Origin of the sequence: uncultured Microbacterium sp., from assembly GCF_963528945.1 — a bacterium.
Taxonomy (GTDB): domain Bacteria; phylum Actinomycetota; class Actinomycetes; order Actinomycetales; family Microbacteriaceae; genus Microbacterium.
The window spans coordinates 326,654-350,304 of sequence record NZ_CAURWX010000004.1 but is presented as its reverse complement, the minus strand read 5'-3'; the positions used below and the strand labels follow the sequence as shown (position 1 = coordinate 350,304).

18 protein-coding genes, 1 tRNA gene and 1 other RNA gene are annotated in these 23,651 nt (G+C 71.5%); 16 read left to right on the top strand and 4 right to left on the bottom strand.

The features are described 5' to 3' along the window. A complete protein-coding gene (locus RWS82_RS14320; protein WP_314651401.1) occupies positions 1–603 on the top strand; it encodes a GNAT family N-acetyltransferase in 603 nt (200 codons plus the stop codon). Positions 604–667: 64 nt separating this feature from the next. On the opposite strand, the gene RWS82_RS14315 is transcribed toward RWS82_RS14320, so the two are convergent. Continuing rightward, positions 668–755, bottom strand: a tRNA-Ser gene (locus RWS82_RS14315). A gap of 65 nt (positions 756–820) precedes the next feature. On the opposite strand from RWS82_RS14315, the gene RWS82_RS14310 reads away from it, so the two are divergent. After that, positions 821–1,711, top strand: coding sequence for a rhodanese-related sulfurtransferase (locus tag RWS82_RS14310; protein WP_314651399.1), 891 nt, complete (start codon positions 821–823; stop codon positions 1,709–1,711). A gap of 10 nt (positions 1,712–1,721) precedes the next feature. On the opposite strand, the gene RWS82_RS14305 is transcribed toward RWS82_RS14310, so the two are convergent. The 3 genes from RWS82_RS14305 to RWS82_RS14295 are packed head-to-tail and all read right to left on the bottom strand — an operon-like array spanning position 1,722 to position 6,160. After that, on the bottom strand, positions 1,722–3,992 hold the full coding sequence (locus tag RWS82_RS14305) for a DUF3488 and transglutaminase-like domain-containing protein (RefSeq protein WP_314651396.1): 2,271 nt from the start codon (positions 3,990–3,992) through the stop codon (positions 1,722–1,724). Further along, complete coding sequence (locus RWS82_RS14300; RefSeq protein WP_314651394.1) at positions 3,979–5,169, bottom strand: DUF58 domain-containing protein; 1,191 nt, start codon at positions 5,167–5,169, stop codon at positions 3,979–3,981. The genes RWS82_RS14305 and RWS82_RS14300 overlap by 14 nt, the downstream gene beginning before the upstream one ends. Positions 5,170–5,182: 13 nt before the next feature. Further along, the gene (locus tag RWS82_RS14295) at positions 5,183–6,160 is read right to left on the bottom strand and encodes a MoxR family ATPase (RefSeq protein ID WP_314651392.1); all 978 of its coding nucleotides are present in this window, start codon (positions 6,158–6,160) and stop codon (positions 5,183–5,185) included. Positions 6,161–6,318: 158 nt separating this feature from the next. On the opposite strand from RWS82_RS14295, the gene ffs reads away from it, so the two are divergent. The 14 genes from ffs to RWS82_RS14225 all read left to right on the top strand — a co-directional run bounded on the left by ffs (position 6,319) and on the right by RWS82_RS14225 (position 23,519). Next, an RNA gene (gene ffs, locus RWS82_RS14290) (signal recognition particle sRNA small type) lies at positions 6,319–6,415 on the top strand. Between the two features lie 42 nt (positions 6,416–6,457). Next, the gene (locus tag RWS82_RS14285; protein ID WP_314651389.1) at positions 6,458–7,054 is read left to right on the top strand and encodes a rhomboid family intramembrane serine protease; all 597 of its coding nucleotides are present in this window, start codon (positions 6,458–6,460) and stop codon (positions 7,052–7,054) included. Continuing rightward, a complete protein-coding gene (locus RWS82_RS14280; protein WP_314651387.1) occupies positions 7,051–7,785 on the top strand; it encodes a hypothetical protein in 735 nt (244 codons plus the stop codon). The genes RWS82_RS14285 and RWS82_RS14280 overlap by 4 nt, the downstream gene beginning before the upstream one ends. Before the next feature lie 62 nt (positions 7,786–7,847). Next, positions 7,848–9,965, top strand: coding sequence for a phosphate acetyltransferase (pta, locus tag RWS82_RS14275; RefSeq protein ID WP_314651384.1), 2,118 nt, complete (start codon positions 7,848–7,850; stop codon positions 9,963–9,965). Next, the gene (locus RWS82_RS14270; RefSeq protein ID WP_314651382.1) at positions 9,962–11,182 is read left to right on the top strand and encodes an acetate kinase; all 1,221 of its coding nucleotides are present in this window, start codon (positions 9,962–9,964) and stop codon (positions 11,180–11,182) included. Before pta ends, RWS82_RS14270 begins: the two co-directional genes overlap by 4 nt. Before the next feature lie 128 nt (positions 11,183–11,310). Further along, positions 11,311–12,069 carry a beta-phosphoglucomutase family hydrolase gene (locus tag RWS82_RS14265; RefSeq protein ID WP_314651380.1) on the top strand — a complete coding sequence of 253 codons (759 nt, stop codon included), beginning with the start codon at positions 11,311–11,313 and terminating at the stop codon, positions 12,067–12,069. Continuing rightward, positions 12,066–14,618, top strand: coding sequence for a glycosyl hydrolase family 65 protein (locus RWS82_RS14260; protein ID WP_314651378.1), 2,553 nt, complete (start codon positions 12,066–12,068; stop codon positions 14,616–14,618). The genes RWS82_RS14265 and RWS82_RS14260 overlap by 4 nt, the downstream gene beginning before the upstream one ends. A gap of 67 nt (positions 14,619–14,685) precedes the next feature. Further along, a complete protein-coding gene (locus RWS82_RS14255; RefSeq protein ID WP_314651375.1) occupies positions 14,686–17,223 on the top strand; it encodes a DNA polymerase III subunit gamma and tau in 2,538 nt (845 codons plus the stop codon). After that, positions 17,223–17,816 carry a recombination mediator RecR gene (gene recR / locus RWS82_RS14250; RefSeq protein ID WP_314651373.1) on the top strand — a complete coding sequence of 198 codons (594 nt, stop codon included), beginning with the start codon at positions 17,223–17,225 and terminating at the stop codon, positions 17,814–17,816. Before RWS82_RS14255 ends, recR begins: the two co-directional genes overlap by 1 nt. Before the next feature lie 19 nt (positions 17,817–17,835). Further along, positions 17,836–18,756 (top strand): DMT family transporter, encoded by a 921-nt coding sequence (locus tag RWS82_RS14245; RefSeq protein ID WP_314651370.1) that lies wholly within the window; start codon positions 17,836–17,838, stop codon positions 18,754–18,756. A gap of 90 nt (positions 18,757–18,846) precedes the next feature. Beyond that, positions 18,847–20,127, top strand: a complete 1,281-nt coding sequence (locus tag RWS82_RS14240) for an aspartate kinase (RefSeq protein ID WP_314651367.1) — start codon at positions 18,847–18,849, stop codon at positions 20,125–20,127. A gap of 136 nt (positions 20,128–20,263) precedes the next feature. Continuing rightward, complete coding sequence (locus RWS82_RS14235) at positions 20,264–21,334, top strand: aspartate-semialdehyde dehydrogenase (protein WP_314651364.1); 1,071 nt, start codon at positions 20,264–20,266, stop codon at positions 21,332–21,334. 82 nt (positions 21,335–21,416) lie between these two features. After that, a complete protein-coding gene (locus tag RWS82_RS14230) occupies positions 21,417–22,886 on the top strand; it encodes a malate:quinone oxidoreductase (RefSeq protein ID WP_314651362.1) in 1,470 nt (489 codons plus the stop codon). A gap of 6 nt (positions 22,887–22,892) precedes the next feature. Beyond that, complete coding sequence (locus RWS82_RS14225) at positions 22,893–23,519, top strand: thymidine kinase (protein ID WP_314651360.1); 627 nt, start codon at positions 22,893–22,895, stop codon at positions 23,517–23,519. The last annotated feature ends 132 nt before the right edge of the window (positions 23,520–23,651 follow it).

The following is a 23,651-nucleotide window of genomic DNA, read 5'->3' as shown; positions in this document are numbered from 1 at the left end:
GTGTCGAGCATCCGCCCCTATCGCCCGTCCGACCGCGCCGCGCTCTCGGAGGTGTGCGTGCGCACCGCGAACGCGGGGGAGGATGCCACGGGAGTCTTCTCGGACGATGAGCTGTGGGGCCTGCTGTTCGCGCTGCCGTACGTCGAGCGTCATCCCGATCTCGCCTGGGTGGTGGAGGCGGAGGACGGGCGCGTCATCGGCTACCTCGTGGCGACCGACGACACGGATGCCTTCGAGCAGTGGTTCCGCGACGAGTGGTGGCCGCGGTACGCCGAGCGCTTCCCACGGGCCCCGAACTGCGCGACCCGCGAGGATCGCATGCTCGAGTACGCATACGGCCGGGGGCCGGGCAAGGAACCGAACGCGGACGACCACCCCGCCCACCTGCACATCGACCTGCTGCCCGAGACGCAGGGGCAGGGCCTCGGGCGGATGCTCGTGCGCACCCTGTTCGACGAACTGCAGCGCCGCGAGGTGTCGGGCCTGCACCTCGGCATGGACCCGGCGAACACCGGGGCGGCCGCGTTCTACGAGCGCCTCGGCATGACGCCGCTGCCGGCGCAGCCCGGCGCCCAGAGCTACGGCGTTCGGTTCACGAACTGACGTTCGCGGACTGACCTCGGAATGGAGAAAGGGCCCCGCGATGCGGGGCCCTTTCTTCGTCATCTGGCGGTGACGGCGGGATTCGAACCCGCGGTTGCTTGCACAACACACGCTTTCCAAGCGTGCTCCTTCGGCCGCTCGGACACGTCACCAGGGAACAACCTGACCATCCTATCCGATGCCCGCCGTGCTCCGTGACCCGGCGTACCATCGGGAGGTGGCAACCCCGAAGATCGTCCTGTTCTACGCCTTCACCCCGCTCGCCGACCCCGAGGCGATCCGCGTGTGGCAACGCGACATCGGCGAGGCCCTCGGTCTGCGCGGCCGGCTGCTCATCTCGAAGGACGGCATCAACGGCACGCTCGGTGGCGATCTGCCGCAGGTGAAGAAGTGGGTGCGGTCGTTCCGGTCGTACGCGCCGTTCCGCGACGCCGACATCAAGTGGAGCGAGGGCACGGCGCTCGACGCCGACGGCCGCAGCCTCGACTTCCCGAAGCTCAGCGTCAAGGTGCGCGACGAGATCGTGTCGTTCGGTGCGCCGGGCGAGCTGCGCGTCGACGAGGCCGGTGTAGTCGGCGGGGGCACGCGGCTGAGTCCCGAGGCGCTGCACGCGCTCGTCGCGGAGCGCGGAGACGACGTGGTGTTCTTCGACGGCCGCAACGCCCTCGAGGCGCAGATCGGCCGGTTCCGCGGCGCGGTCGTGCCCGACACCGAGACGACGCGCGACTTCGTGCAGCTCCTCGATTCCGGCGTGTACGACGACCTCAAGGGAAAGCCGGTCGTCACATACTGCACCGGGGGCATCCGGTGCGAGGTGCTGTCGAGCCTCATGACGTCGCGCGGGTTCGGCGAGGTCTACCAGCTCGAGGGCGGCATCGTGCGGTACGGCGAGAAGTACGGCGACGACGGGCTGTGGGACGGTTCGCTCTACGTGTTCGACGGCCGCGGCTCGGTCGACTTCTCCGACCACACGGCTGTCATCGGGGAGTGCGTCGGGTGCGGTGCGCCCACGAAGCGCACGGCCAACTGCCCCGACCCGTCGTGCCGGACGCAGTTCGTCGTGTGCGCGACGTGCGACGCGGTGCCCTGCACGGCACACGCCGCCTGACGGCGCGCGTTCAGTCGACCGCGACGGTCTCGGGCGTCCGCGCCGCGAACAGCGACCGGGGCACGAGCACGGCACGCAGCCGCGACGGCGCGTCGACGCTGCGGTGCAGGGCCGACAGCACCTTGCGCAACGGCGCGGCGAGATCCGTGCCGTCGCCGGCGTGCGACCGGGCGTACGCCGACTGCTCGATCGCCCGGACGAGCGCACGCATCGCGTCGGCGTCGACGTGTCGTTCCCGCACCAGCTCGGCGCCGCGCATGCGCGGGCTGTCGGCATCCGACACCGGCAGTCGAAGGTCGACGAGCGCGTCGCGCAACTCGGTCCATGCCGCCTCGGCATCGCCGCGACGCGCGCGCCGGAGGCGACCCGCCCGCACCAGGGAACGGATGAGGGACGGCAGCAGCACGACGACCACGGCGCCCAGCACGACGGCGAGGATCGGCGTCGGATCGAGCGTGCGGTCATCGGCGGATGCCGCGGTGCCGCCGCCGACGTCGTCGCGCTCGGTCTCGGGTGCGGCGGTCTGCTCCTCCTGCGGAGCCGTGGTCTGGGTCGGCGCGGTCGGGCTTCCCGAGCCGCCGCCCTCGACCGTCGCCGCGCGGAACTCGGTCGGGACCCCGAGGGAGGCGGTGGGTTCGAAGGGAATCCAGCCGATGCCGGGGAACAGCACCTCGGGCCAGGAATGCAGACGGTCGCTCGTCACCGAGAAGATCGTCTCGTCGCCGCGCTTCTCGTTCGTGCGGGTGCCGGGCAGGTAGCCCACGACGATGCGCGTCTGCATGCCGAGGCTCTCGGCCATCAGCGCGAACGACCCCGCGAAGTGCACGCAGTAGCCCGAGCGCACGTCGAGGAACTGCGCGACCGCCTCGGCGCCCGTGCCGTCGAAGCCCTCGTCGACCGGGGTGTCGAGCGAATATGTGAACTCGGTGCGGAACCACTCCTGCAGCGCGATGAGGCGGTCGTAGTCGGTCGTGGCGTCCGCCGTCACCTCACGGGCGAGATCGCCCACGATCTCGGGCACCTCGACATCGGACGTCTCGGGGTCATCGACCGGCGGTGCGGCATCGAGCGCGCGCACCTGCTCGAGCGTCGGGGTCACCCGCACCGATGACACGGTGTAGTCGGCGCCGACCGCGTCGGTGTTGCGCGAGACGATCGTGCGGTTGTCCGGCATCACGCGCCAGGCGCGGGGGAGCCCCTGCACCCCGGTCGCCGGGTACGGCACGGGCAGCCAGCTGCTCGACATGCGCAGGACGCGGATAGAGGTGTTCGTCGTCGCGACCGCGATGTCGTCGCCCCATTCGGCATCGCCGAAGCCCTCGGACTGCGCCTGCAGGTCGCCGCGATCGGGTTGCCAGACGCTGCCGTCGAAGCGCGAGAGGGTGGTGAGGCGCAGGTACGGCGCGGAGTCGCCGGTCGCGGCGACCGTGAGCACCTCGACCGGGTTCGGCTGGCGCAGGTCGTCGCCCAGCCGCAGCGAGGCGTCGACGGTGATGCCGGGGCCGTTCCCCGCGAGGCCGGCGCCGAGCGGGAGCGCGGGGGTGATGATCAGGGTGAGCGCGACGGCGGCGGCGCCGAGTCCGGTCGCGACCGCGGCGGACGAGCGTCGGGGCGAGAGCGGATGCCGGCGGCCGGTCCACAGCAGCAGCACGATCGCGAGAACCGCGAAGAGCACGAACCAGACCAGGTTCGCGTCGCCGAGCGTGACGATCATCGGCACGGCCCCCACCACCCCGGTCAGTACGAGGGGCAGCACGGCGATGCGCTGGGCGATCAGCTGATCGAGGGCGATCGCGACCGCGGCGAACGCGGCACCGAGCACGGCCGCGAGGGCCGCTGTCGCCTTGAGGGGAGCGGCTCCGAAGGTGATCTCCTCGATCGCGGTGGCGCCGCGCTGCGCGAACACGGTGATCGTGTCGCCCGTCGGGATCACGCCGAACACCGCGGTCTGCGCCGACACGTGGTGCGTGACCACCGCCGTCGCGACGAGCAGCTGCACGACCAGCGAGACCGACGCCGCGACCCCGGGCGACCGGCGGCGCAGGAGCAGCCGCGAGATCATCCCGCTGACGGCGACCGCCACGATCACGACCAGTGCGAGCAACGACCACTCGCCGGGGCGGATCACCGACGTGTAGGGCCACATCGCGACGATGCCGGCCGCCACGGCGAGGAGCGCCGGGGCCCAGACCGTCGGGGTCGGCAGCTCGTCGGAATGCCACGCGACGGTCGAGCGGCTGCGGACGCGGGTCGGACGCGCCGAAGTCTCAGCGCGGAACATCCGTCGCCCCCAGCCGCTCGGGCACGGCCTCTGCCCATGCCGCTGCCAGATCGTCTCCGAGCGGCGCCGCCGACCATCCGTTGCGCGACGCCGCAGTCAGCGCCTCGGGGTCGGGGTCGGTCGCGAGCAGCAGAGGGGCCGCGGCGCCGGCGGTGCGGAGGGCCGCGGCGTCGTCGGCGCCGAGTCGGCCCGTCACGTACACGAGGGGGCCGGGGGGCGTGCCGCCGACGAGCGTCGCCACGTCGCGCGATGCGCCGCGCGGAGTCACGAGGGCGAGGGTGGCGAGCATCCCGTCGCGGTCGTCCTCGTGACCGCGCAGCACGCCGAGCACCTGTCCCGCGCTGTCGATCACGTCGACCCCGTACCCCTCGTCGGCCAGGTGCACCGCCGCCGACGCGCACATCGAGACGGCGGCTTCGAACGCCGGGTCGGCGTGATCGGTCGGAGCCGCCCAGCGCGCGCTGCTGCGGTCGAGCACGACGATCGCATCGGGGCTCGACTCCTCCTCTTCCTGGCGCACCATGAGCTGCCCGCGGTGGGCCGTCGCGCGCCAGTGGATCCGTCGCATCGAATCGCCGGGCACGTAGAAGCGCGGCGACAGGTTGTCGGCACCTTGGCCCATCCGCGTCGCCGAGGTGTGGGCGGTACCGCCCGCCGCACCGACCCGGGCGGTCAGCGGCGCGAGCGTCTGCACCTCGGGGACGACGGTCACCGTGCGGGTCTCGCCGAACTCCTGTTCGCGCTGTGCGAGGCCGAAGGGATCGACGGTACGGAGCATGAGCGGACCGATCGCCCACACGCCGCGGCGCACGCCCGTGATGCGGTACTCCAGACGGCCGGAGGCCGGAGGGTACTCGCCGCCCGCATCGCCGCGCACCGCATCGGGCAGCACATCGTGCCAGAGCGCGCGCGGCACCCGCAGCGACCGCAACGCGAACCGCACGGTCACGAGCGACGTCTGCGAGACCGTGAGCAGATCGGTCGAGATCTGCCGCGCCACCGTGCCGGAGCGCCGGGGCACACGCACGGCGATCAGCGCGAGCAGGGGCAGGAGGGCGAAGAACGCCGCGAGGTACAGCAGGATCGACGACGCGACGAGGTTCGCACCGATCGCCAGGCACACCGCCGCGACGAGGCAGCCCGCTCCGCGCGGGGTGAGGAGTCGGCGGCGACGCATCGGCGGTCCCGGATCAGACCCGGCTCGCGACGGGCACGCGCACCCGCTCGGCAATCTGGGCGAGCGCGGTCTCGACGGGCTGCGCGCCAGAGCGGTGGGCGCCGCGCGCCGGCAGGAGACGGTGGGCGAACACCGGGATGAGCAGCGACGACACGTCGTCGGGGATGACGAAGTCGCGCCCGTCGAGCGCCGCGCCGACCTTGGCGGCTCGGATCAGCTGCAGCGTGGCGCGCGGACTCGCACCGAGGTGCAGGTTCGGGTCGGTGCGGGTGGCCTGGGCCAGGGCGACCGTGTACTCCTCGATCGCGGGTGCCACGTGCACCGCACGCGCCCAGGCGATGAGCTCGGCGATGAGCGCCGCATCCGCGACGGGGGAGACCGCCGCGAGAGGGTTCACGATGTCGCGCTGCCGGATCATCAGCGCTTCGGCCGCCGCGTCGGGATAGCCCATCGAGATGCGCATCATGAACCGGTCGCGCTGCGCCTCGGGGAGAGCGTAGGTGCCCTCCATCTCGAGCGGGTTCTGGGTGGCGACCACCAGGAACGGCTCGGGGAGCGGATGCGTCGAGCCGTCGACCGTGACCTGGCGCTCCTCCATCGCCTCGAGGAGCGCCGACTGCGTCTTGGGGGAGGAGCGGTTGATCTCGTCGGCGATCACGATGTGCGCGAAGATCGCGCCCCGCTTGAACTCGAACTCCCGGTCGACCGGGTTGTACACCGACACGCCCGTCACGTCGCCGGGCAGCAGATCGGGCGTGAACTGGATGCGTCGCACCGTCGCGTCGACGCTCGCCGCGAGAGCCCGAGCCAGCATCGTCTTGCCGACCCCCGGCACGTCCTCGATGAGCAGGTGCCCCTCGGCGAGCAGGCAGATGAGGGCGCTCCGCACGGCGTCGGGCTTCCCGTCGATCACGCCGCCGACCGAGGCGCGGATCGCCGAGGTCCGGGCGGCGAATTCCTCCGCCGAGATCAGGGGGGCGTTCTCTGGCATGCGTTCCCTCTCGCGTCGGCGCAGCGGTGCGCGTGACACGATCGTAACCCGCCGCGGTGGCGGGAAGGCTGGCAGGTTCCCATCCGTGGAGAACCCGCGTGATGCGCCGCGCACCCACCGGGTGCGAAAGCCCGCCCGCATCATCGGCTAGACTGTTCGACGGCTCTCCGCGTGGCGGCATCCAGGCCAATTCCCCCAGGGCGGAAACGCAGCAAGGGTAACCGGGCTCTGCTGGGTGCGCGGAGGGTCATTATTCTTTTTCAGGCTCCTCCGGGGCCGCCCTGCCAGGATCGTGACGTGACCACGCCCGCCGCTCCGCCCCGCCGCCCGGCCCTCGGCCGTTTCGCGTCGCCCGTGCTGCTGCTCGCGGTGCTCTGGGTCGTACAGCTCGCCGATGCCGTGCTGCCCGGGTCGTTCTCGGTGTTCGGCATCCGCTCCTGGGATGTGCAGGGTCTCGGCGGCATCGTGCTCGCCCCGCTGCTGCACGCCGGCTGGGGCCACCTCCTCGCGAACTCGATTCCGCTCGTCGTTCTCGGCTGCCTCGTGGCGGTCGAGGGCGCGCGCCGGTTCTGGGCGGTCACCGGCATCGTCGCGGTCGTCAGCGGGCTGGGTGCGTGGCTCGTGAACACGCCCGGAACGCTGACGGTGGGGGCCTCGGGGCTGGTGTTCGGATACTTCGCGTACGTCGTCGCACGCGTGTTCGTGCCGGGCCGCGTATCGCACCGCGTGCTGTATGCGGTCGTCGCGCTCGTGGTCGTCGCGCTCTACGGCGGCAGCATGCTCGCCGGGGTCATCGGCGTGCGCGAGGGCATCTCGTGGCAGGCGCACCTGTTCGGGGCGGTGGGCGGCGCGCTCGCCGCGGTGGTCGGCCGGCGTCGGAGCCCGCGACCATGACGGCACGGCGGCCCCGGGCATCCGCTCCCCGGCGCCGGTCGTCGTCGCGAGCGACGGCCGGTCGCCGCACCGGCACCCGCCGACCGGGGCGGAAGAAGGGCGCCTCGCGCCGCCGGCCGGTCAGCGCGCGCGTTCGGGCCGCGCAGCGGAAGCGGCGGATGCTCGTGCTGCGCCGCATCGGAATCACCGCCCTCGTGGTCGCGCTGGTCGCCGGCGTCGCGGCGCTCGTGCCCCTCGGTCTCGGGGCGGAGCGGCCGCTCGCGATCTGCCGCGACGACCCGCGCACCTTCCCTGACGCGGGCGTGGCCGGGTGGCAGGGGGAGCAGCTCGAGAACGCCGCGACGATCATGTCGACGGCATCCGCCCTGGGCTTCGACCGGCGCGGGCAGATCCTCGGCGTGATGACCGCGATGGGCGAGAGCAGCCTCCGCAACATCGACTACGGCGACTGGGAGACGAGCGGGTTCACCAACCCCGACGGCTCGCGCACCACGAGCATCGGGCTCTTCCAGCAGCAGGAGTGGTGGGGCAGCGTCGAGCAGCGCATGGACCCGGCGACGTCGGCGAGGCTCTTCTACGAACGGCTCGCGCGGGTGCCCGGCTGGCCCGACCTCGACCCCTCGCTCGCGATCCACCGGGTGCAGATCAACCTCGACTCCGACTACTACACGCGATACGCCGACGACGCGGCCGCCGTGGTCGACGCGCTGTCCTCGACGGACGGATGCTGAGCGCCCCATATCCCCGGCCGCTTTCCAGGCCGCCCCGAGGATCGTGCGCCTAGGCTGGAGCCGTGGCGCGGAGCATCTACATCACCTCGGCCGAAGGCCATACCGGGAAGTCGACCATCGCCCTGGGCGTGCTCGACGCGCTCATGCGCGTCACGCCGCGGGTCGGGGTGTTCCGTCCCATCGCGCGGTCGGTGACGGAGCGCGACGAGATCCTCGAACTGCTGCTGGCCCACGACGGGGTGCACCTCGACTACGACGACTGCATCGGCGTGACCTACGACGACGTGCGCCACGACCCCGAGCGCGCCCTGGCGACCATCGTCGCCCGCTTCAAAGCGGTCGAGGCGCAGTGCGACGCCGTGGTCATCATCGGCAGCGACTACACCGACGTCGCCAGTCCCGCCGAGCTGGGCGTCAACGCCCGCATCGCCGCCAACCTCGCCGCCCCCGTGCTGCTCGTGCTCAGCGGGCGCGATCAGCAGCGCGCCGCCGAGCAGCTGGGCACGACGACCGCCCGCACCCCCGCCGCCGTGGGGCAGATCGCCGCCCTCGCGCTCGCCGAGCTCGACCAGGAGCGCGCCGAGCTGTTCGCCGTGATCGTCAACCGCGCCGATCCGGACGAACTCGGACCCATCGTCGACGCCGTGCGCGGCATCCGCCCCGAGAAGGGCACGCCCGTCTGGGCGCTGCCCGAGGACCGCACCCTCGTGGCCCCGTCGATCCGCGGCATCCTCGCCGCCGTCGACGGACGTCTGCTCAAGGGCGACGAGGCGCGTCTCGGTCGGGAAGCGCTGTCGATCGTCGTCGCCGGCATGTCGATGGTGAACGTGCTGCCGCGCATCACCGAGGAGTCGGTGGTGGTCATCCCCGCCGATCGCACCGAGGTGCTGCTCGCGACGCTGCTCGCCGACGCATCCGGCACCTTCCCGCGGGTGAGCGGAATCATCCTCAATGGGCCGTTCCCGCTGCCCGAGCCCATCGTGCAACTGCTCGACGGGTTCGCCTCCGGTGTGCCGATCATCGCCACCGACCTCGGCACCTACGACACGGCGGTGCGGGTCATGGGCGCACGCGGCCGCCTGTCGGCCGACGCACGCGGCCGCTACGACCGGGCGCTCGGACTCTTCCAGGAGCACGTCGACCTCGGCGAGCTCGTGCGACAGGTCGGTCTCGCCGAGTCCCGCGTCGTCACCCCGCTCATGTTCGAGTACGGGCTGATCGAGCGGGCCCGCGCCGACCGCCGCCGCATCGTGCTGCCCGAGGGCGACGACGACCGCATCCTGCGGGCCGCGGCGACTCTGCTGGCGCGCGAGGTCGCCGACCTCGTCATCCTCGGCGACGAGCAGGCCGTGCGCTCGCGCGCCGCCGAACTCGGCGTCGACATCACCGCCGCCGAGGTCATCAGTCCGACCGACCCCGCGCATGTCGAGCGCTTCGCCGCCGAGTACGCGCGGCTGCGCGCGCACAAGGGCATCACACTCGCCCAGGCCGCCGACACCGTCACCGACGTGTCGTACTTCGGCACGATGATGGTGCACCTCGGCCTCGCCGACGGCATGGTGTCGGGCGCCGCGCACACCACGGCGCACACCATCCGCCCGTCGTTCGAGATCATCAAGACGAAGCCGGGGGTGGAGGTGGTGTCGAGCGTCTTCCTCATGGCGCTCGCCGACCGGGTGCTCGTCTACGGCGACTGCGCCGTGATCCCCGATCCGACGAGCACGCAGCTCGCCGACATCGCCGTCTCGTCGGCGGCCACCGCACGGCAGTTCGGCATCGATCCGCGGGTGGCGATGCTGTCGTACTCGACCGGTGAGTCGGGCTCGGGGGCCGACGTCGACAAGGTGCGGGAGGCCACGGCCCTGGTGCGCGAGCGCGCGCCCGAGCTGCCGGTCGAGGGGCCCATCCAGTACGACGCCGCGGCGGACGCGGCGGTCGCGCGCACGAAGCTGCCCGACTCGGCCGTCGCGGGGCGCGCGACGGTGTTCGTCTTCCCCGACCTCAACACCGGCAACAACACGTACAAGGCGGTGCAGCGTTCGGCGGGTGCCGTCGCGATCGGCCCCGTGCTGCAGGGATTGAACAAGCCGATCAACGACCTGTCGCGCGGCGCGCTCGTCGACGACATCGTCAACACGGTCGCGATCACCGCGATCCAGGCCCAGGGAGGCGACGCGTGAGCGCGATCCTCGTCATCAACAGCGGCTCGTCGTCGCTGAAGTACAGCCTGCTCGACATCGAGAGCGAGCACGAGCTGGCCGCGGGCCTCATCGAGCGCATCGGGCAAGAGGTGGGGGCGGCCTCGCACACCGTGCGCCCGGCGCCCACGACGGATGCCGCGCCCACGATGCTCGACGCGACTTACGACGACGAACGCTCCATCCCCGACCACCACGCGGCCTTCGCGGTGATGCTCGAGCAGTTCGCCGAGCACGGGCCGTCGCTGGCGGAGCATCCGCCCGTGGCCGTCGGCCACCGCGTCGTGCACGGCGGGGCACGGTTCTACGCCCCGACCCTCATCGACGCCGACGTCGAACGGCAGATCGAGGAGCTGGCGGTGCTCGCGCCGCTGCACAACCCGGCGAACCTCGCCGGCATCCTCGCCGCGAAGGCCGTGTTCCGCGGTGTGCCGCACGTCGCCGTCTTCGACACCGCCTTCCATCAGACGCTGCCGCCGGCCGCGTACACGTACGCGATCGACGCCGAGCTCGCCCGTCAGCACCGCGTGCGCCGCTACGGCTTCCACGGCACGAGCCATCAGTTCGTCAGCGAGGCGGCCGCCGCGCACCTCGGCCGCGACCTGGCCGAGCTGAAGCAGCTCGTCTTCCACCTCGGCAACGGCGCGTCGGTCACGGCCATCGACGGTGGCCGCTCGGTCGAGACCTCGATGGGCCTCACCCCTCTGGAGGGTCTCGTCATGGGCACCCGCTCGGGCGACCTCGATCCGGCGGCACTCGTGCACCTGTCGCGCCGCGCCGGGCTGTCGATCAACGACCTCGACGCCCTGCTCAACACGCGCAGCGGGCTCAAGGGTCTCGCCGGCCGCAGCGACATGCGCGACGTCCTCGCGGGCGCCGAGGCCGGCGAGGAGGACGCCGTGCTCGCCTTCGACGTGTACGTGCACCGTCTGCGCGCGTACGCGGGTGCGTACATCGCACAGCTCGGGGGAGTCGACGTCATCTCCTTCACCGCGGGCGTCGGCGAGAACGCCGCCCGGGTGCGCGCCGAGGCCATGGCGACCCTCGGCTTCGCCGGGGTCGAGATCGACCCGCAGCGCAACGAGACCCGTGCGCGCGGCATCCGGACGATCTCCACGGATGCCTCCGCCGTCACGGTGCTCGTGGTACCGACGAACGAGGAATTGCAGATCGCGCGGCAGACCGCCGGCCTGCTCTGAGGACACCTCCGCGGACACTTCGGCAGACACCTCGGGCGCGGGGGTTATCCTGGATCGCCCTCCCCACTACGCTGTCATGGTGGCACGGAGGAGTGCCGAAACCCTCGCCCTTCTCCCTGGAGGTCTCTGTGCCGGAAAACCTGCCCGATCTGCTCGCCGCAGAGGGTGTGCTCTTCGACCTCGACGGCGTGCTCACGCCGACCGCCGAGGTGCACATGCGCGCGTGGAAGGCGGTCTTCGACCAGGTGTTCGCCGAGTGGGACATCACCCCCGCCTACACCGATGCCGACTACTTCGACTACGTCGACGGCAAGAAGCGCTACGACGGGGTCGCGAGCCTGCTGCACAGCCGTAACGTCGAGATCCCGTGGGGCGAGGTCGACGACCCGCCCTCCGCCGACACGATCTGCGGCATCGGCAACCGCAAGAACGACGCCTTCGCCGCGGAGCTGCGCCGGGACGGCATCGCCCCGTACCCCGGCTCGCTCGCCGTGGTGCAGCGCCTGCATGACGCCGGTGTGCCGCTCGGTGTCGTCTCCAGCTCGAAGAACGCCGAGGAGGTGCTGGCCGCCGCCGGTCTCCGCTCCTTCTTCCGCGTGGTCGTCGACGGTGTCGTCGCCGAACGCGAGGGCCTGGCTTCCAAGCCCGCACCCGACATGTTCCGCGCGGGCGCCGAGGCCCTCGGCGTCGACCCGTCGCTCAGCGTCGCGTTCGAGGACGCGACCTCGGGCGCGGCATCCGCCGCCGCCGCCGGCTACGCGCACGTCATCGGCGTCGACCGCGGCACGGGCGCCGACGCCCTCCGCGCCGCCGGCGCGACGGAGGTCGTCGACGACCTCGACCAGTTCCTGTCCCTCATCCCGACCGCTGCTCCGGAGACCGCATGATCGACCCCGACCGCTTCCCCGTCGACCCCTGGCGTCTCGTCGAGACGCGCTACTCCGAAGAAGGAGTCGGCGAGACCCTGTTCTCGGTCGGCAACGGCTACCTCGGCCTGCGCGGCAACCACATCGAGGGCCGCGGCGCCCACGAGCACGGCACCTTCATCAACGGCCTGCACGAGACGTGGCCCATCCGGCACGCCGAACAGGCGTACGGCTTCGCCGAGGTCGGTCAGACCATCGTCAACGCCCCGGATGCCAAGGTCATGCGGGTGTACGTCGACGACGAGCCGATCTCGTTCGACGATGCCGACGTGCGCGAGTACCGCCGCACGCTCGACTTCCAGACCGGCGTGCTCGAGCGCGTCGTGGTGTGGGAGACCCCGTCGGGCAAGCGCGTGCGCATGCGAGACGAGCGGATCGTCAGCTTCGAGGAGCGGCATCTCGCGATCCTCCGGCTCGAGGTCGTGGTCGAGAACTCCGACGCGCCCGTGACGATCAGCTGCCAGATCCTCAACCGGCAGGACGGTGCAGGGGTCTACGCCGGCACGCCCGTCGCCGCCCAGAAGTCGGGCTTTGACCCGCGGAAGGCCGAGCGCATCGCCGACCGCGTGCTCGAGCCGGCGGAGCACTGGCAGGACGGACTGCGCTCCGCGCTCTCGTACCGCGTCGCCGCGTCGGGCATGACCGTGGCCGTGGTGGCCGATCACGTCATCGACACCGAGAACGAGTTCAGCGCCCGAGCGCTGGTCGAGTCCGACATCGCGAAGAACGTCTTCCGCGTGCAGGCCAAGGCCGGTGTGCCCATCACGCTCACCAAGCTCGTGAGCTACCACACCTCGCGCGGCGTGCCCCCGCGCGAACTCGTCGACCGCTGCCGCCGCTCGCTCGACCGCGCCGCCGTCGAGGGCGTCGAGACGCAGTTCCAGCGTCAGCGCGACTGGCTCGACGCGTTCTGGGCCCGCAGCGACGTGCAGATCGGCGGGCGGGACGACCTGCAGCAGGCGACCCGCTGGTGCCTGTTCCAGCTCGCGCAGGCGGCGGCCCGCGCCGACGGCACCGGCGTCGCCGCGAAGGGCGTCTCCGGCTCGGGGTACAGCGGCCACTACTTCTGGGACACCGAGATCTACGTGCTCCCGTTCCTCGCCTACACCTCGCCGCAGTGGGCGAGGAACGCCCTGCGCGCCCGCGTGCTCATGCTCCCGGCGGCGCGCCGACGGGCCGGGCAGCTAAACGAGGCGGGAGCACTGTTCCCGTGGCGCACGATCAACGGCGAGGAGGCGTCGGCGTACTACGCCGCCGGCACCGCGCAGTACCACATCAACGCCGACGTGAGCTTCGCGCTCGGCAAGTACGTGGGTGCGACGGGCGACACCGAGTTCCTGCGCCGCGAGGGCGCCGACATCGCGGTCGAGACGGCGCGCCTGTGGGCGACGCTCGGCTTCTGGCGCTCGGCGCAGACCGTCGAGGACGCGGCGGCGGCCGACGGCATCCAGACCTTCCACATCCACGGTGTGACCGGTCCGGACGAGTACACGACCGTCGTGAACGACAACCTGTACACGAACGTGATGGCGCGCTACAACCTGCGCTTCGCCGCCGAGGTCGTGCGCGAGATCCGCGAGACGTACCCCGACGACTACCGCGACCTCGTCGACCGCACCGGTCTGGGCGAGGGTGAGGCGGAGGCCTGGGAGCGGGCCGCCGACTGCATGTTCATCCCGTACAGCGAGAACCTCGGCATCCACCCCCAGGACTCGCTGTTCCTCGAGCGCGAGGTGTGGGATCTGGCGCACACGCCCGACTCGCAGCGTCCGCTGCTGCTGCACTTCCACCCGCTGGTGATCTACCGGTTCCAGGTGCTCAAGCAGGCCGACGTCGTGCTGGCGCTGTTCCTGCAGGGCAACCACTTCTCGTTCGAGGAGAAGCGCGCCGACTTCGACTACTACGACCCGCTGACCACGGGCGACTCGACCCTGTCGGCGGTCGTGCAGTCGATCCTCGCGGCCGAGGTCGGGTACCAGGACCTCGCGCTGGAGTACTTCGAGGAGTCGATCTTCGTCGACCTCCACGACCTGCACAACAACGCCGCCGACGGCGTGCACGTCGCCTCGGCCGGCGGCGTGTGGACGGCGCTCGTGTGCGGCTTCGGCGGTATGCGCGACTACGAGGGCGAGCTGAGCTTCGATCCGCGTCTGCCGGCGGCCTGGCCGTCGCTGTCGTTCCCGCTGCAGTGGAAGGGATCCGAGGTCACCGTGACGGTGACCGCCGACGAGCTGCGCCTGCGGGTGCGTTCGGGCGCCCCCGTCTCGTTCACCGTTCGCGGCACGGCGTACATCGCCGAGGCCGGCCAAGAGGTCATCGCGCCGCTGGCCGGCCAGGGGCCGATCATCCCCGGGCGCCCGTCGCTGCGGAAGTTCGCGGATGCGCGTCGCGAGGACGGCACGGTGCTGTCGGCATCCGTTCCCGTCATCACGTCGGCGATCCCGATCGTCGCCCCGGCCTCGCCGACCGTCGCCCCGGTGACGGCTCCGGTGACGGCTCCGGTCGAGTGATCGTGCGGCGGGCGCAACGCCTCGGGGCGCCCGCCGCGATGTCGGCGGCACGACGTAGGCTGTTCTGGTGACCACAGCCCTCTACCGCCGCTACCGCCCCGAGACGTTCGGCGAGATGATCGGGCAGTCCCAGGTGACCGACCCCCTGATGACCGCCCTCCGCGGCGATCGAGTGGGGCACGCCTACCTCTTCTCCGGACCCCGCGGATGCGGCAAGACCACCTCGGCGCGCATCCTCGCGCGCTGCCTGAACTGCGCCGAGGGTCCCACCGACACCCCCTGCGGCACGTGCCCGAGCTGCGTCGAGCTGTCGCGGGCCGGCGGCGGTTCCCTCGATGTGGTCGAGATCGACGCTGCCAGCCACAACGGTGTCGACGACGCCCGTGACCTGCGCGAGCGGGCCACGTTCGCCCCGAGCCGCGACCGCTACAAGATCTTCATCCTCGACGAGGCGCACATGGTGACGCCTCAGGGGTTCAACGCCCTGCTGAAGCTGGTCGAAGAGCCTCCGCCGCACGTGAAGTTCATCTTCGCGACGACCGAGCCCGAGAAGGTGCTCGGCACCATCCGCTCCCGCACCCACCACTACCCGTTCCGCCTGGTGCCTCCGGCCGCGATGCTCGAGTACGTCGAGAAGCTCTGCACCGAAGAGGGCGTCATCGTCGAGCAGGGCGTGCTGCCCCTCGTCGTGCGCGCGGGCGGCGGGTCGCCGCGCGACACCCTGTCGCTCCTCGACCAGCTCATCGCCGGGTCCGACGCGCCGGCGGGCTCCGAGACGGTCACCGTGGGCTACGAGCGCGCCGTCGCCCTGCTCGGCTACACGCACGGCGCGCTGCTCGACGAGATCGTCGACGCCCTCGCAATCGCCGATGCCGCCACCGCGTTCCCGGCGATCGACCGCGTCGTGCAGACCGGACAGGACCCCCGTCGATTCGTCGACGACCTGCTCGAGCGCCTGCGCGACCTCATCGTGATTGCGGCCGTCGGCAACGGTGCCTCGGCGGTGCTGCGCGGCCTGGCCGAAGACGAGCTCGAGCGCATGCGCACCCAGGCTGCCGCCTTCGGTGCCGCACGCCTGTCGCGCACCGCCGACGTCGTGAGCGCGGCCCTCGACGACATGTCGGGGGCAACGTCTCCGCGTCTGCATCTCGAACTGATGGTCGCGCGGGTGCTCGCCGGGGGAGCGGATGCCGTCGCCGGCGGTGCCGGCCACGCGGCGCCCGTGGCGACGGCCTCGGCTCCGTTGCGGGCGACCGCGTCGGCGCCGGCATCCGCGTCGGCGCCGTCTGCGGACGCCGCGTCGTCTCCTGGTTCCGCCGCGCCCTCCTCCGCCACCGCCGGGTCGTCGTCGACGGCCTCGGACGCCGGGGCCGTCCCCGCACCGGCGGCCGCGCCGCTCGCAGATGCGGCCGCGGCCACGCCCTCCACCGCGCGACCGTCGGCCGGCGATGACTCGACGGGGTCGGCGTCGACGACGGCCGGTGCCCCGGCCGACTCGACGGCACCGGCCGCCCCCAGCGGGCCGGTGACGCTCGACCGCATCCTGGCCGCCTGGCCCGCCGTGCTCACGCGGCTCGAGGGCATCAGCCGCTCCTCGTGGCTCGTGGTCACCGGTGTGCAGCCGCTGGCGTACGACACCGACTCCGAGGTGCTGACCGTCGGGTTCGCGAGTCAGCACGACGTCGCGAAGTTCAAGGGCACGACGCCCGGTTCCGGCACGTCCGACCACCTGCGCACCGCCATCGAGCACGAGGTGGGCGTGCGGGTGAAGTACCTCCCGGCGCCGCTCCCCGCGGGTGGGGCGCCCTCGACGAGCGGCGCACCGCGATCGGGTGGCGGGAGTGGCGCGTCGACGTCGGCGGAACCCGCGTCGAAGGAGCCCGCCCCTGCGGCGCGATCCGCCGCCCGCGCCGCCGCACCCGCTGCCTCATCGTCCGCCGCGAGCTCCTCGACGGCCGGCGCTGCACGGTCTGCCGCGTCTCCCTCGCCGGTGACCGAGTGGGCTGTTGCGACGATCCCCACCTCCGACCCGTCGGCCGCCTCCTCGTCCGCCGCGTCGGCGACCCCGGTCCCCTCGGGGCTGCCGGTCGACGAGGAGCCCGAAGAGGTCGAGGCCGCGGCTTCGGCGCCCGTGCCGCCGCGCGACGGTACCGTCGACCGCGACGAGCCGCCGCTGTCGGGCGACGCCGCTCTCCCCGGTGACTCCCTCTCCGCCCCCGTCGCGTCGCCCGCCGCGGTCCCGGCCCCGGCGAGTCGCGGCACGTCGTACCCCGACGCTCCGTACGCCGATGCGCCCGACGATGCCGACGCGCCGTATCCCGACGACGAGCCGCCGTACGAGCCGGCGCCGCCGTCGCCCGCTGGGGCGCGCGTGCCCGCGGCATCGACGGCACCGGCATCCGCTCCTGCCCGTTCCGCCGCTCCCACCCCGGCCGCTCCCACCCCCGCTGCGCGGGCCCTGGCCGACGATGCGGCTCCGCGACGCGCCGAGCGCTCGCCGGCGCCCGGGGGAGTGCAGCGCTACGGGGAAGCCGTGATCCGCCAGGTGCTCGGCGCGACGTTCGTGCGCGAAGAGCCCTATGAGCCCCCGACGAGGTTCGCCTGATGTACGACGGAATCGTTCAAGAACTGATCGACGAGTTCGGTCGCCTGCCCGGCATCGGCCCGAAGTCGGCGCAGCGGATCGCCTTCCACATCCTGCAGACGCCGACGTTCGACGTCGCGCGTCTCTCGGAGCTGCTGAGCGAGATCCGCGAGCGGGTGCGCTTCTGCGAGATCTGCGGGAACGTCGCCGAGCAGGAGCGCTGTGCGATCTGCCGCGATCCGCGGCGCAACCAGACGCTCATCTGCGTGGTCGAAGACGCGAAAGACGTCGCGGCGATCGAGCGCACCCGCGAGTTCCGTGGCCTGTACCACGTGCTCGGCGGCGCGATCAGTCCGATCGCCGGCATCGGCCCAGACGACCTGCGCATCGCGCAGCTGATGGGGCGCCTCGCCGACGGCACCGTGCAGGAGGTCATCCTCGCGACCAACCCGAACCTCGAGGGTGAGGCCACCGCGAGCTACCTCAGCCGACTGCTCACCACGATGCAGATCACGGTGTCGCGGCTCGCCTCCGGCCTGCCCGTCGGCGGCGACCTCGAGTACGCCGACGAGGTCACGCTCGGGCGCGCGTTCGAGGGACGGCGCGTCCTGTGACCCGTCGCTCGGTCGTGGCGTGAACGCCGCGGGCGGTTTCTCGCGCCGCGGCTGGCTGCTGTTCGGCGCGATGGCGCTGCTGTGGGGCGTGCCGTACCTCTTCATCAGCGTCGCGGTCGAGTCATTCTCCCCACCCGCGATCGTCGCCGGTCGCACCCTCGTCGCGGCCCTGCTGCTGCTGCCCTTCGCGCTCCGCAGCGGCGCGCTCCGAGCCGCATGGCGGCACTGGCCCTGGGTGCTCGCCTTCGGTCTCGTCGAGATGGCGGGCCCGTTCCTGCTGCTCGGCCACGCCGAGATGACACTGCCGTCGGGCATGACCGGACTGCTGGTCGCGACGGTCCCGCTGTTCGCGGCGCTGATCGCCCTGGGCGGCGGCGACCGCGGGGTTCTGCGGCCGGCCCGATCGATCGGCCTGCTCGTGGGTTTCGTCGGCGTCGCGATCGTCGTCGCCGGCCCCGGGCTCTTCGGCGGCGAGGCGAGCCTGTCGGCGGCCGGCGAGGTGCTGCTCGTCGCGGTGCTGTACGCGGTCGCCCCCTTCATCGTCGCGCGCAAGCTCGCCGACGTGCCGTCGCTGGGCACCATCACCCTCTCGCTGCTCATGATCGGCGCGCTCTACCTGCCCATCGGCATCCTCACCCAACACGAGGTCCCCACCCTGCCCTCGGTCGCCGCGCTCCTCGCGCTCGCGGTGATCTGCACGGCGGTCGCGTTCCTCGCGTTCTTCGCCCTCATCCGCGAGGTCGGGCCCGTACGAGCCCCGCTGTTCACCTACGTCAATCCGGTCGTTGCGATCGTGCTCGGAGCCCTCGTGCTCGCCGAGCCGCTGACGCCCGGCCTGCTCCTCGGATTCCCGCTCATCATCGCCGGATGCTGGTTCGCGGCGACCGGTGGAAGGCTCCGGCCTCGGGCATCCGTCGTCCCTCCTGCTCCCACCCCGTGAACGGTGGCGCCGTCACATGCGCATCGGCGCATACGCCCCGATCGTAGAATGGCCGAGGGCGGATCCGCCCGACGTCCCCCAGGAGTGAACGTGGCCCTCATCGTGCAGAAGTACGGCGGCTCTTCCGTCGCCGACGCAGAGAGCATCAAGCGCGTCGCGAAGCGCATCGTCGACACCCGCCGCGCCGGGCACGACGTCGTCGTCGCGGTCAGCGCGATGGGCGACACCACCGATGAGCTGCTCGACCTCGCGAACGAGGTCGCACCGATCCCCGCACCTCGCGAACTCGACATGCTGCTCTCCAGCGGCGAACGCATCTCGATGGCGCTTCTCGCGATGGCGATCCACTCGATGGGGTTCGAGGCGCGTTCGTTCACCGGCAGTCAGGCCGGCATGATCACCGACTCCCAGCACGGTGCGGCGCGCATCGTCGACGTCACCCCCGTGCGCCTGCGCGAAGCGCTCGACGAGGGCGCGATCGTCATCGTCGCGGGCTTCCAGGGATTCAACCGCGACACCCGCGACATCACCACGCTCGGCCGCGGAGGATCCGACACGACCGCCGTGGCCCTCGCCGCGGCGCTCACCGCAGACGTCTGCGAGATCTACAGCGACGTCGACGGCATCTTCACCTCCGACCCGCGCATCATCCCCAGCGCGCAGAAGCTCGACCACGTGTCGAGCGAGGAGATGCTCGAGCTGGCGGCGAACGGCGCCAAGGTGCTCTACATCCGCGCCGTCGAGTACGCACGCCGGCACGGCGTGCTGATCCACGCCCGGTCGTCGTTCTCGTCGGCCGAGGGTACATACGTTCTGGGCGAGGGCATGAAGAACCCTCGCGAAGCCGAGGGAGCAGTCATGGAAGAACCGATCGTCGCCGGCGTCGCCACCGACCTCAGCCAGGCCAAGATCACCGTCGCCGGTGTGCCCGACGTGCCGGGCAAGGCGGCCGAGATCTTCAAGATCGTCGCGAAGTCGGGCGCGAACGTCGACATGATCGTGCAGAACGTGTCGGCCACGGGCCGCACCGACATCTCCTTCACCGTCCCGAAGGCCGACGCGGCGGCGGCGCTCAAGGCCCTCGCGGGCGATCAGGTCGAGGTCGGCTTCCAGAACCTCATCCACGACGACCAGATCGGCAAGCTCTCGGTCGTCGGCGCGGGCATGCGCACGCACTCGGGCGTCTCGGCGGTGCTGTTCGAAGCGCTGTCCGCCGGCGGCATCAACATCGAGATGATCTCCACGTCCGAGATCCGCATCTCGGTGGTGCTCCGCGGCAGCGAGCTGGTCGAGGCGGCGCGCGCCGTGCACACCGCCTACGGCCTCGACGGCGACATCGACGCCGTCGTGCACGCCGGTACCGGCCGCTGACCCGCGGCGCGTCTCCGCCCGAACCGAGGCGGTAGACTCGCCGAAACCCTGACATCGGCGCCAGGCGCGGCATCCGCACCCCCGACGCCGTGCCCGAAGCCTCTCTTGCTGTACCGCACGACGCCAAGGAATACTCATGACCCGCATCTCCGACTCAGGAATCTCCGTCGCCATCGTGGGCGCCACCGGCCAGGTGGGCACCGTCATGCGCGAGATCCTCGCCGAACGGTCCTTTCCGATCCGCGAGCTGCGCCTGTTCTCGTCGGCCCGCTCGGCGGGTACGTCGATCGACTTCGGCGGCACCACGGTGATCGTCGAAGACGTCGAGAAGGCGGATGCCTCGGGCATCGACATCGCCCTGTTCTCGGCGGGCGCCACGGCCAGCCGCGCCTACGCGCCGCGGTTCGCCGAAGCCGGCGCGGTGGTCGTCGACAATTCCAGCGCCTGGCGCATGGACCCCGAGGTGCCGCTGGTCGTCAGCGAGGTCAACCCGCACGCCATCGACGATCGCCCCAAGGGCATCATCGCCAACCCCAACTGCACCACCATGGCCGCCATGCCGGTGCTCAAGGTGCTGCACGCCGAGGCGGGTCTCGAGCGTCTGATCGTCTCGACCTATCAAGCCGTCTCGGGGTCGGGTCTCGCCGGTGCGCAGGAGCTGCTCGGTCAGGTCGAGGGCGTGCTCGCGCAGGGCGACACCCTGCGCCTGGTGCACGACGGATCGGCGGTCGACTTCCCCGAGCCCGAGAAGTACGTCGCCCCCATCGCGTTCGACGTCATCCCGTTCGCTGGCAACCTCGTCGACGACGGCGACAACGAGACCGATGAAGAGAAGAAGCTCCGCAACGAGAGCCGCAAGATCCTCGAACTGCCCGACCTGCGGGTCGCGGGCACCTGCGTGCGGGTTCCCGTGTTCACGGGGCACTCGCTGACGATCCACGCCGAGTTCGCGAACGACCTCAGCCCCGAGCGAGCCGCCGAGCTGCTCTCGACCGCCCCGGGCGTCGAACTCGACGAGGTGCCGACCCCGTTGCAGGCCGCGGGCAAGGACCCGAGCTTCGTCGGTCGCATCCGCGCCGATCAGTCCGCTCCTGAGGGCAAGGGCCTCGTGCTCTTCGTCAGCAACGACAACCTGCGCAAGGGTGCCGCGCTGAACGCGGTGCAGATCGCCGAGATCGTCGCTGAGCGCCTCGCCGCCCGCGTCTGACGCTCGCCGCCGCCCCGCATCGTCGGGATGCCGCGGGCCCGCCGTGGTCCGCGGCATCCGGGGCGCGAACTAGACTGTTCTGGTGACCGAAACCGTCGATGTCGTCTTGATCGGTGGTGGCATCATGAGCGCCACCCTGGGTACCCTGCTGCACGAGCTGCAGCCGGACTGGAAGATCGTCGCCTTCGAGCGACTCTCCGATGTCGCCCAGGAGAGCTCGAACCCCTGGAACAACGCCGGCACCGGGCACGCCGCCCTCTGCGAGCTCAACTACATGCCGCAGGGCAACGGCCCCCTCGACCCCGCGAAGGCGGTGTCGATCAACGAGCAGTTCCAGCAGAGCCGGCAGTTCTGGTCGTCGCTCGTCGAGCGCGGCGTGCTCGATGAGCCCTCCACCTTCATCAACGCGACCCCGCACATGACGTTCGTGCGCGGCGAGAAGGACGTGGCGTATCTGAAGGAGCGCTACGAGGTGCTCAAGGAGCAGCCCCTGTTCGCGGGCATCGAGTACAGCGAGGACTCCCGCGTCATCAACCAGTGGGCGCCGCTGCTCATGCAGAAGCGCCGCAAGGGTGAGCCCTTCGCCGCCACCCGCGTGCCCGCCGGTACCGACGTCGACTTCGGCTCGCTCACCCACCAGCTCTTCGGTCACCTGCGCACGTCCGGCGTCGACCTGCGCACCAACTGCGAGGTGCGCTCGCTCAAGCGTCAGAAGGACGGCCTGTGGAAGGTCGGCTTCCGCACGACGGTCGGTCGCACCCCGAGCGAGATCAAAGCCCGCTTCGTGTTCGTCGGCGCGGGCGGCTGGGCGCTCAAGCTGCTCCAGCGGTCGGGCATCCCCGAGATCAAGGGCTACGGCGTCTTCCCGATCGGCGGGCAGTTCCTCAAGACCAGCAACCCCAAGATCGTCGAGCAGCACAAGGCGAAGGTCTACTCGCAGGCATCCGTCGGCGCGCCGCCCATGTCGGTGCCGCACCTCGACACCCGTGTCGTCGACGGCGAGGCGTCGCTGATGTTCGGCCCGTTCGCGACGTTCAGCCCGAAGTTCCTCAAGAACGGCTCGATGCTCGACATCGTCACCCAGGTGCGTACGCACAACCTGTGGCCCATGCTGCGCGTGGCGTTCGCCAACCCCGACCTCATCACGTACCTCGTCGGCGAGCTCATGAAGAACCACCGCAAGAAGGTCGACAGCCTGCGCACCTTCATGCCGACCGCGAAAGACGAGGACTGGACCCTCATCGACGCCGGTCAGCGCGCACAGGTCATGAAGAAGGACCCGAAGAAGGGCGGCGTGCTGCAGTTCGGCACCGAGGTCGTCGCCGCCGGCGACGGCTCGATCGCCGGGCTGCTCGGAGCATCCCCTGGCGCATCGACGGCCGTGCCGATCATGCTCAACCTGCTGAAGACCTGCTTCCCCGACGAGTTCGTGAAGTGGGAGCCGCAGCTGCGCGAGCTCATCCCGACCTTCGGCCAGCAGCTGAACGAAGACCCGGCGCTGGCGCAGGAGTCGACGTCGCAGACCGCGGCGGCGCTCGGCATCAACGCCTGAGGTCCCGTGGCCAAGCTCTACTTCCGCTACGGGGCGATGAACTCGGGCAAGTCGACGGCGCTGCTGCAGGCCGCGTACAACTACGAGGAGCGCGGGCAGCGGGTGCTGCTGGCCAAGCCGGCGATCGACACGAAGGGCGCGTCCGAGATCTCGAGCCGCCTCGGCATGACGCGCGAGGTCGACTTCCTCGTCGCGCCAGACGACGACGCCCGCGACATCTTCCTGCGTCACCGGGCGGATGCTCGGTCCCACGGTGACGACATCGCCTGCCTGCTCATCGACGAGGCGCAGTTCCTCACTCCGGCGCAGGTCGACGACCTGTTCCGTATCGCGGTCGAGGAGGGCATCCCGGTGCTGGCCTACGGCATCCGCAACGACTTCCTCACGCACGCGTTCCCCGGGTCGGCCCGTCTTCTCGCGATCTCGCATTCGCTGGAGGAACTCAAGACGATCTGCCGGTGCGGTCGCAAGGCCGTGTTCAACGGGCGCGTGATCGGCGGGCGCTTCGTGTTCGACGGTGACCAGGTCGCGATCGACGAGGGCGCGGAGGCGTCCGCGACGGCGGCCGCGACGACCTACGAGTCGCTCTGCGGAACCTGCTACCTCGAGGAGTCGGGCGGACGCCTGGGCTGAGCGCCCGGCTCGCCGCGCTTCCGCCCCCGGAGGCGCCGCCCTCGCGACCGCGGGCGTCATCGGCCTCGGCGATGCCCGGTGCGGGCGCGCATTGCGTGGTCTGACCACAGCGGCTACAGTGTGGTCAGACCA

Coding starts and splice junctions, on each gene's coding strand:
- RWS82_RS14305 (WP_314651396.1), bottom strand. CDS start 3,992: ATGTTCCGCGCTGAGACTTCGGCGCGTCCGACCCGCGTCCGCAGCCGC.
- RWS82_RS14300 (WP_314651394.1), bottom strand. CDS start 5,169: ATGCGTCGCCGCCGACTCCTCACCCCGCGCGGAGCGGGCTGCCTCGTC.
- RWS82_RS14295 (WP_314651392.1), bottom strand. CDS start 6,160: ATGCCAGAGAACGCCCCCCTGATCTCGGCGGAGGAATTCGCCGCCCGG.
- RWS82_RS14280 (WP_314651387.1), top strand. CDS start 7,051: ATGACGGCACGGCGGCCCCGGGCATCCGCTCCCCGGCGCCGGTCGTCG.
- RWS82_RS14260 (WP_314651378.1), top strand. CDS start 12,066: ATGATCGACCCCGACCGCTTCCCCGTCGACCCCTGGCGTCTCGTCGAG.
- recR (WP_314651373.1), top strand. CDS start 17,223: ATGTACGACGGAATCGTTCAAGAACTGATCGACGAGTTCGGTCGCCTG.
- RWS82_RS14235 (WP_314651364.1), top strand. CDS start 20,264: ATGACCCGCATCTCCGACTCAGGAATCTCCGTCGCCATCGTGGGCGCC.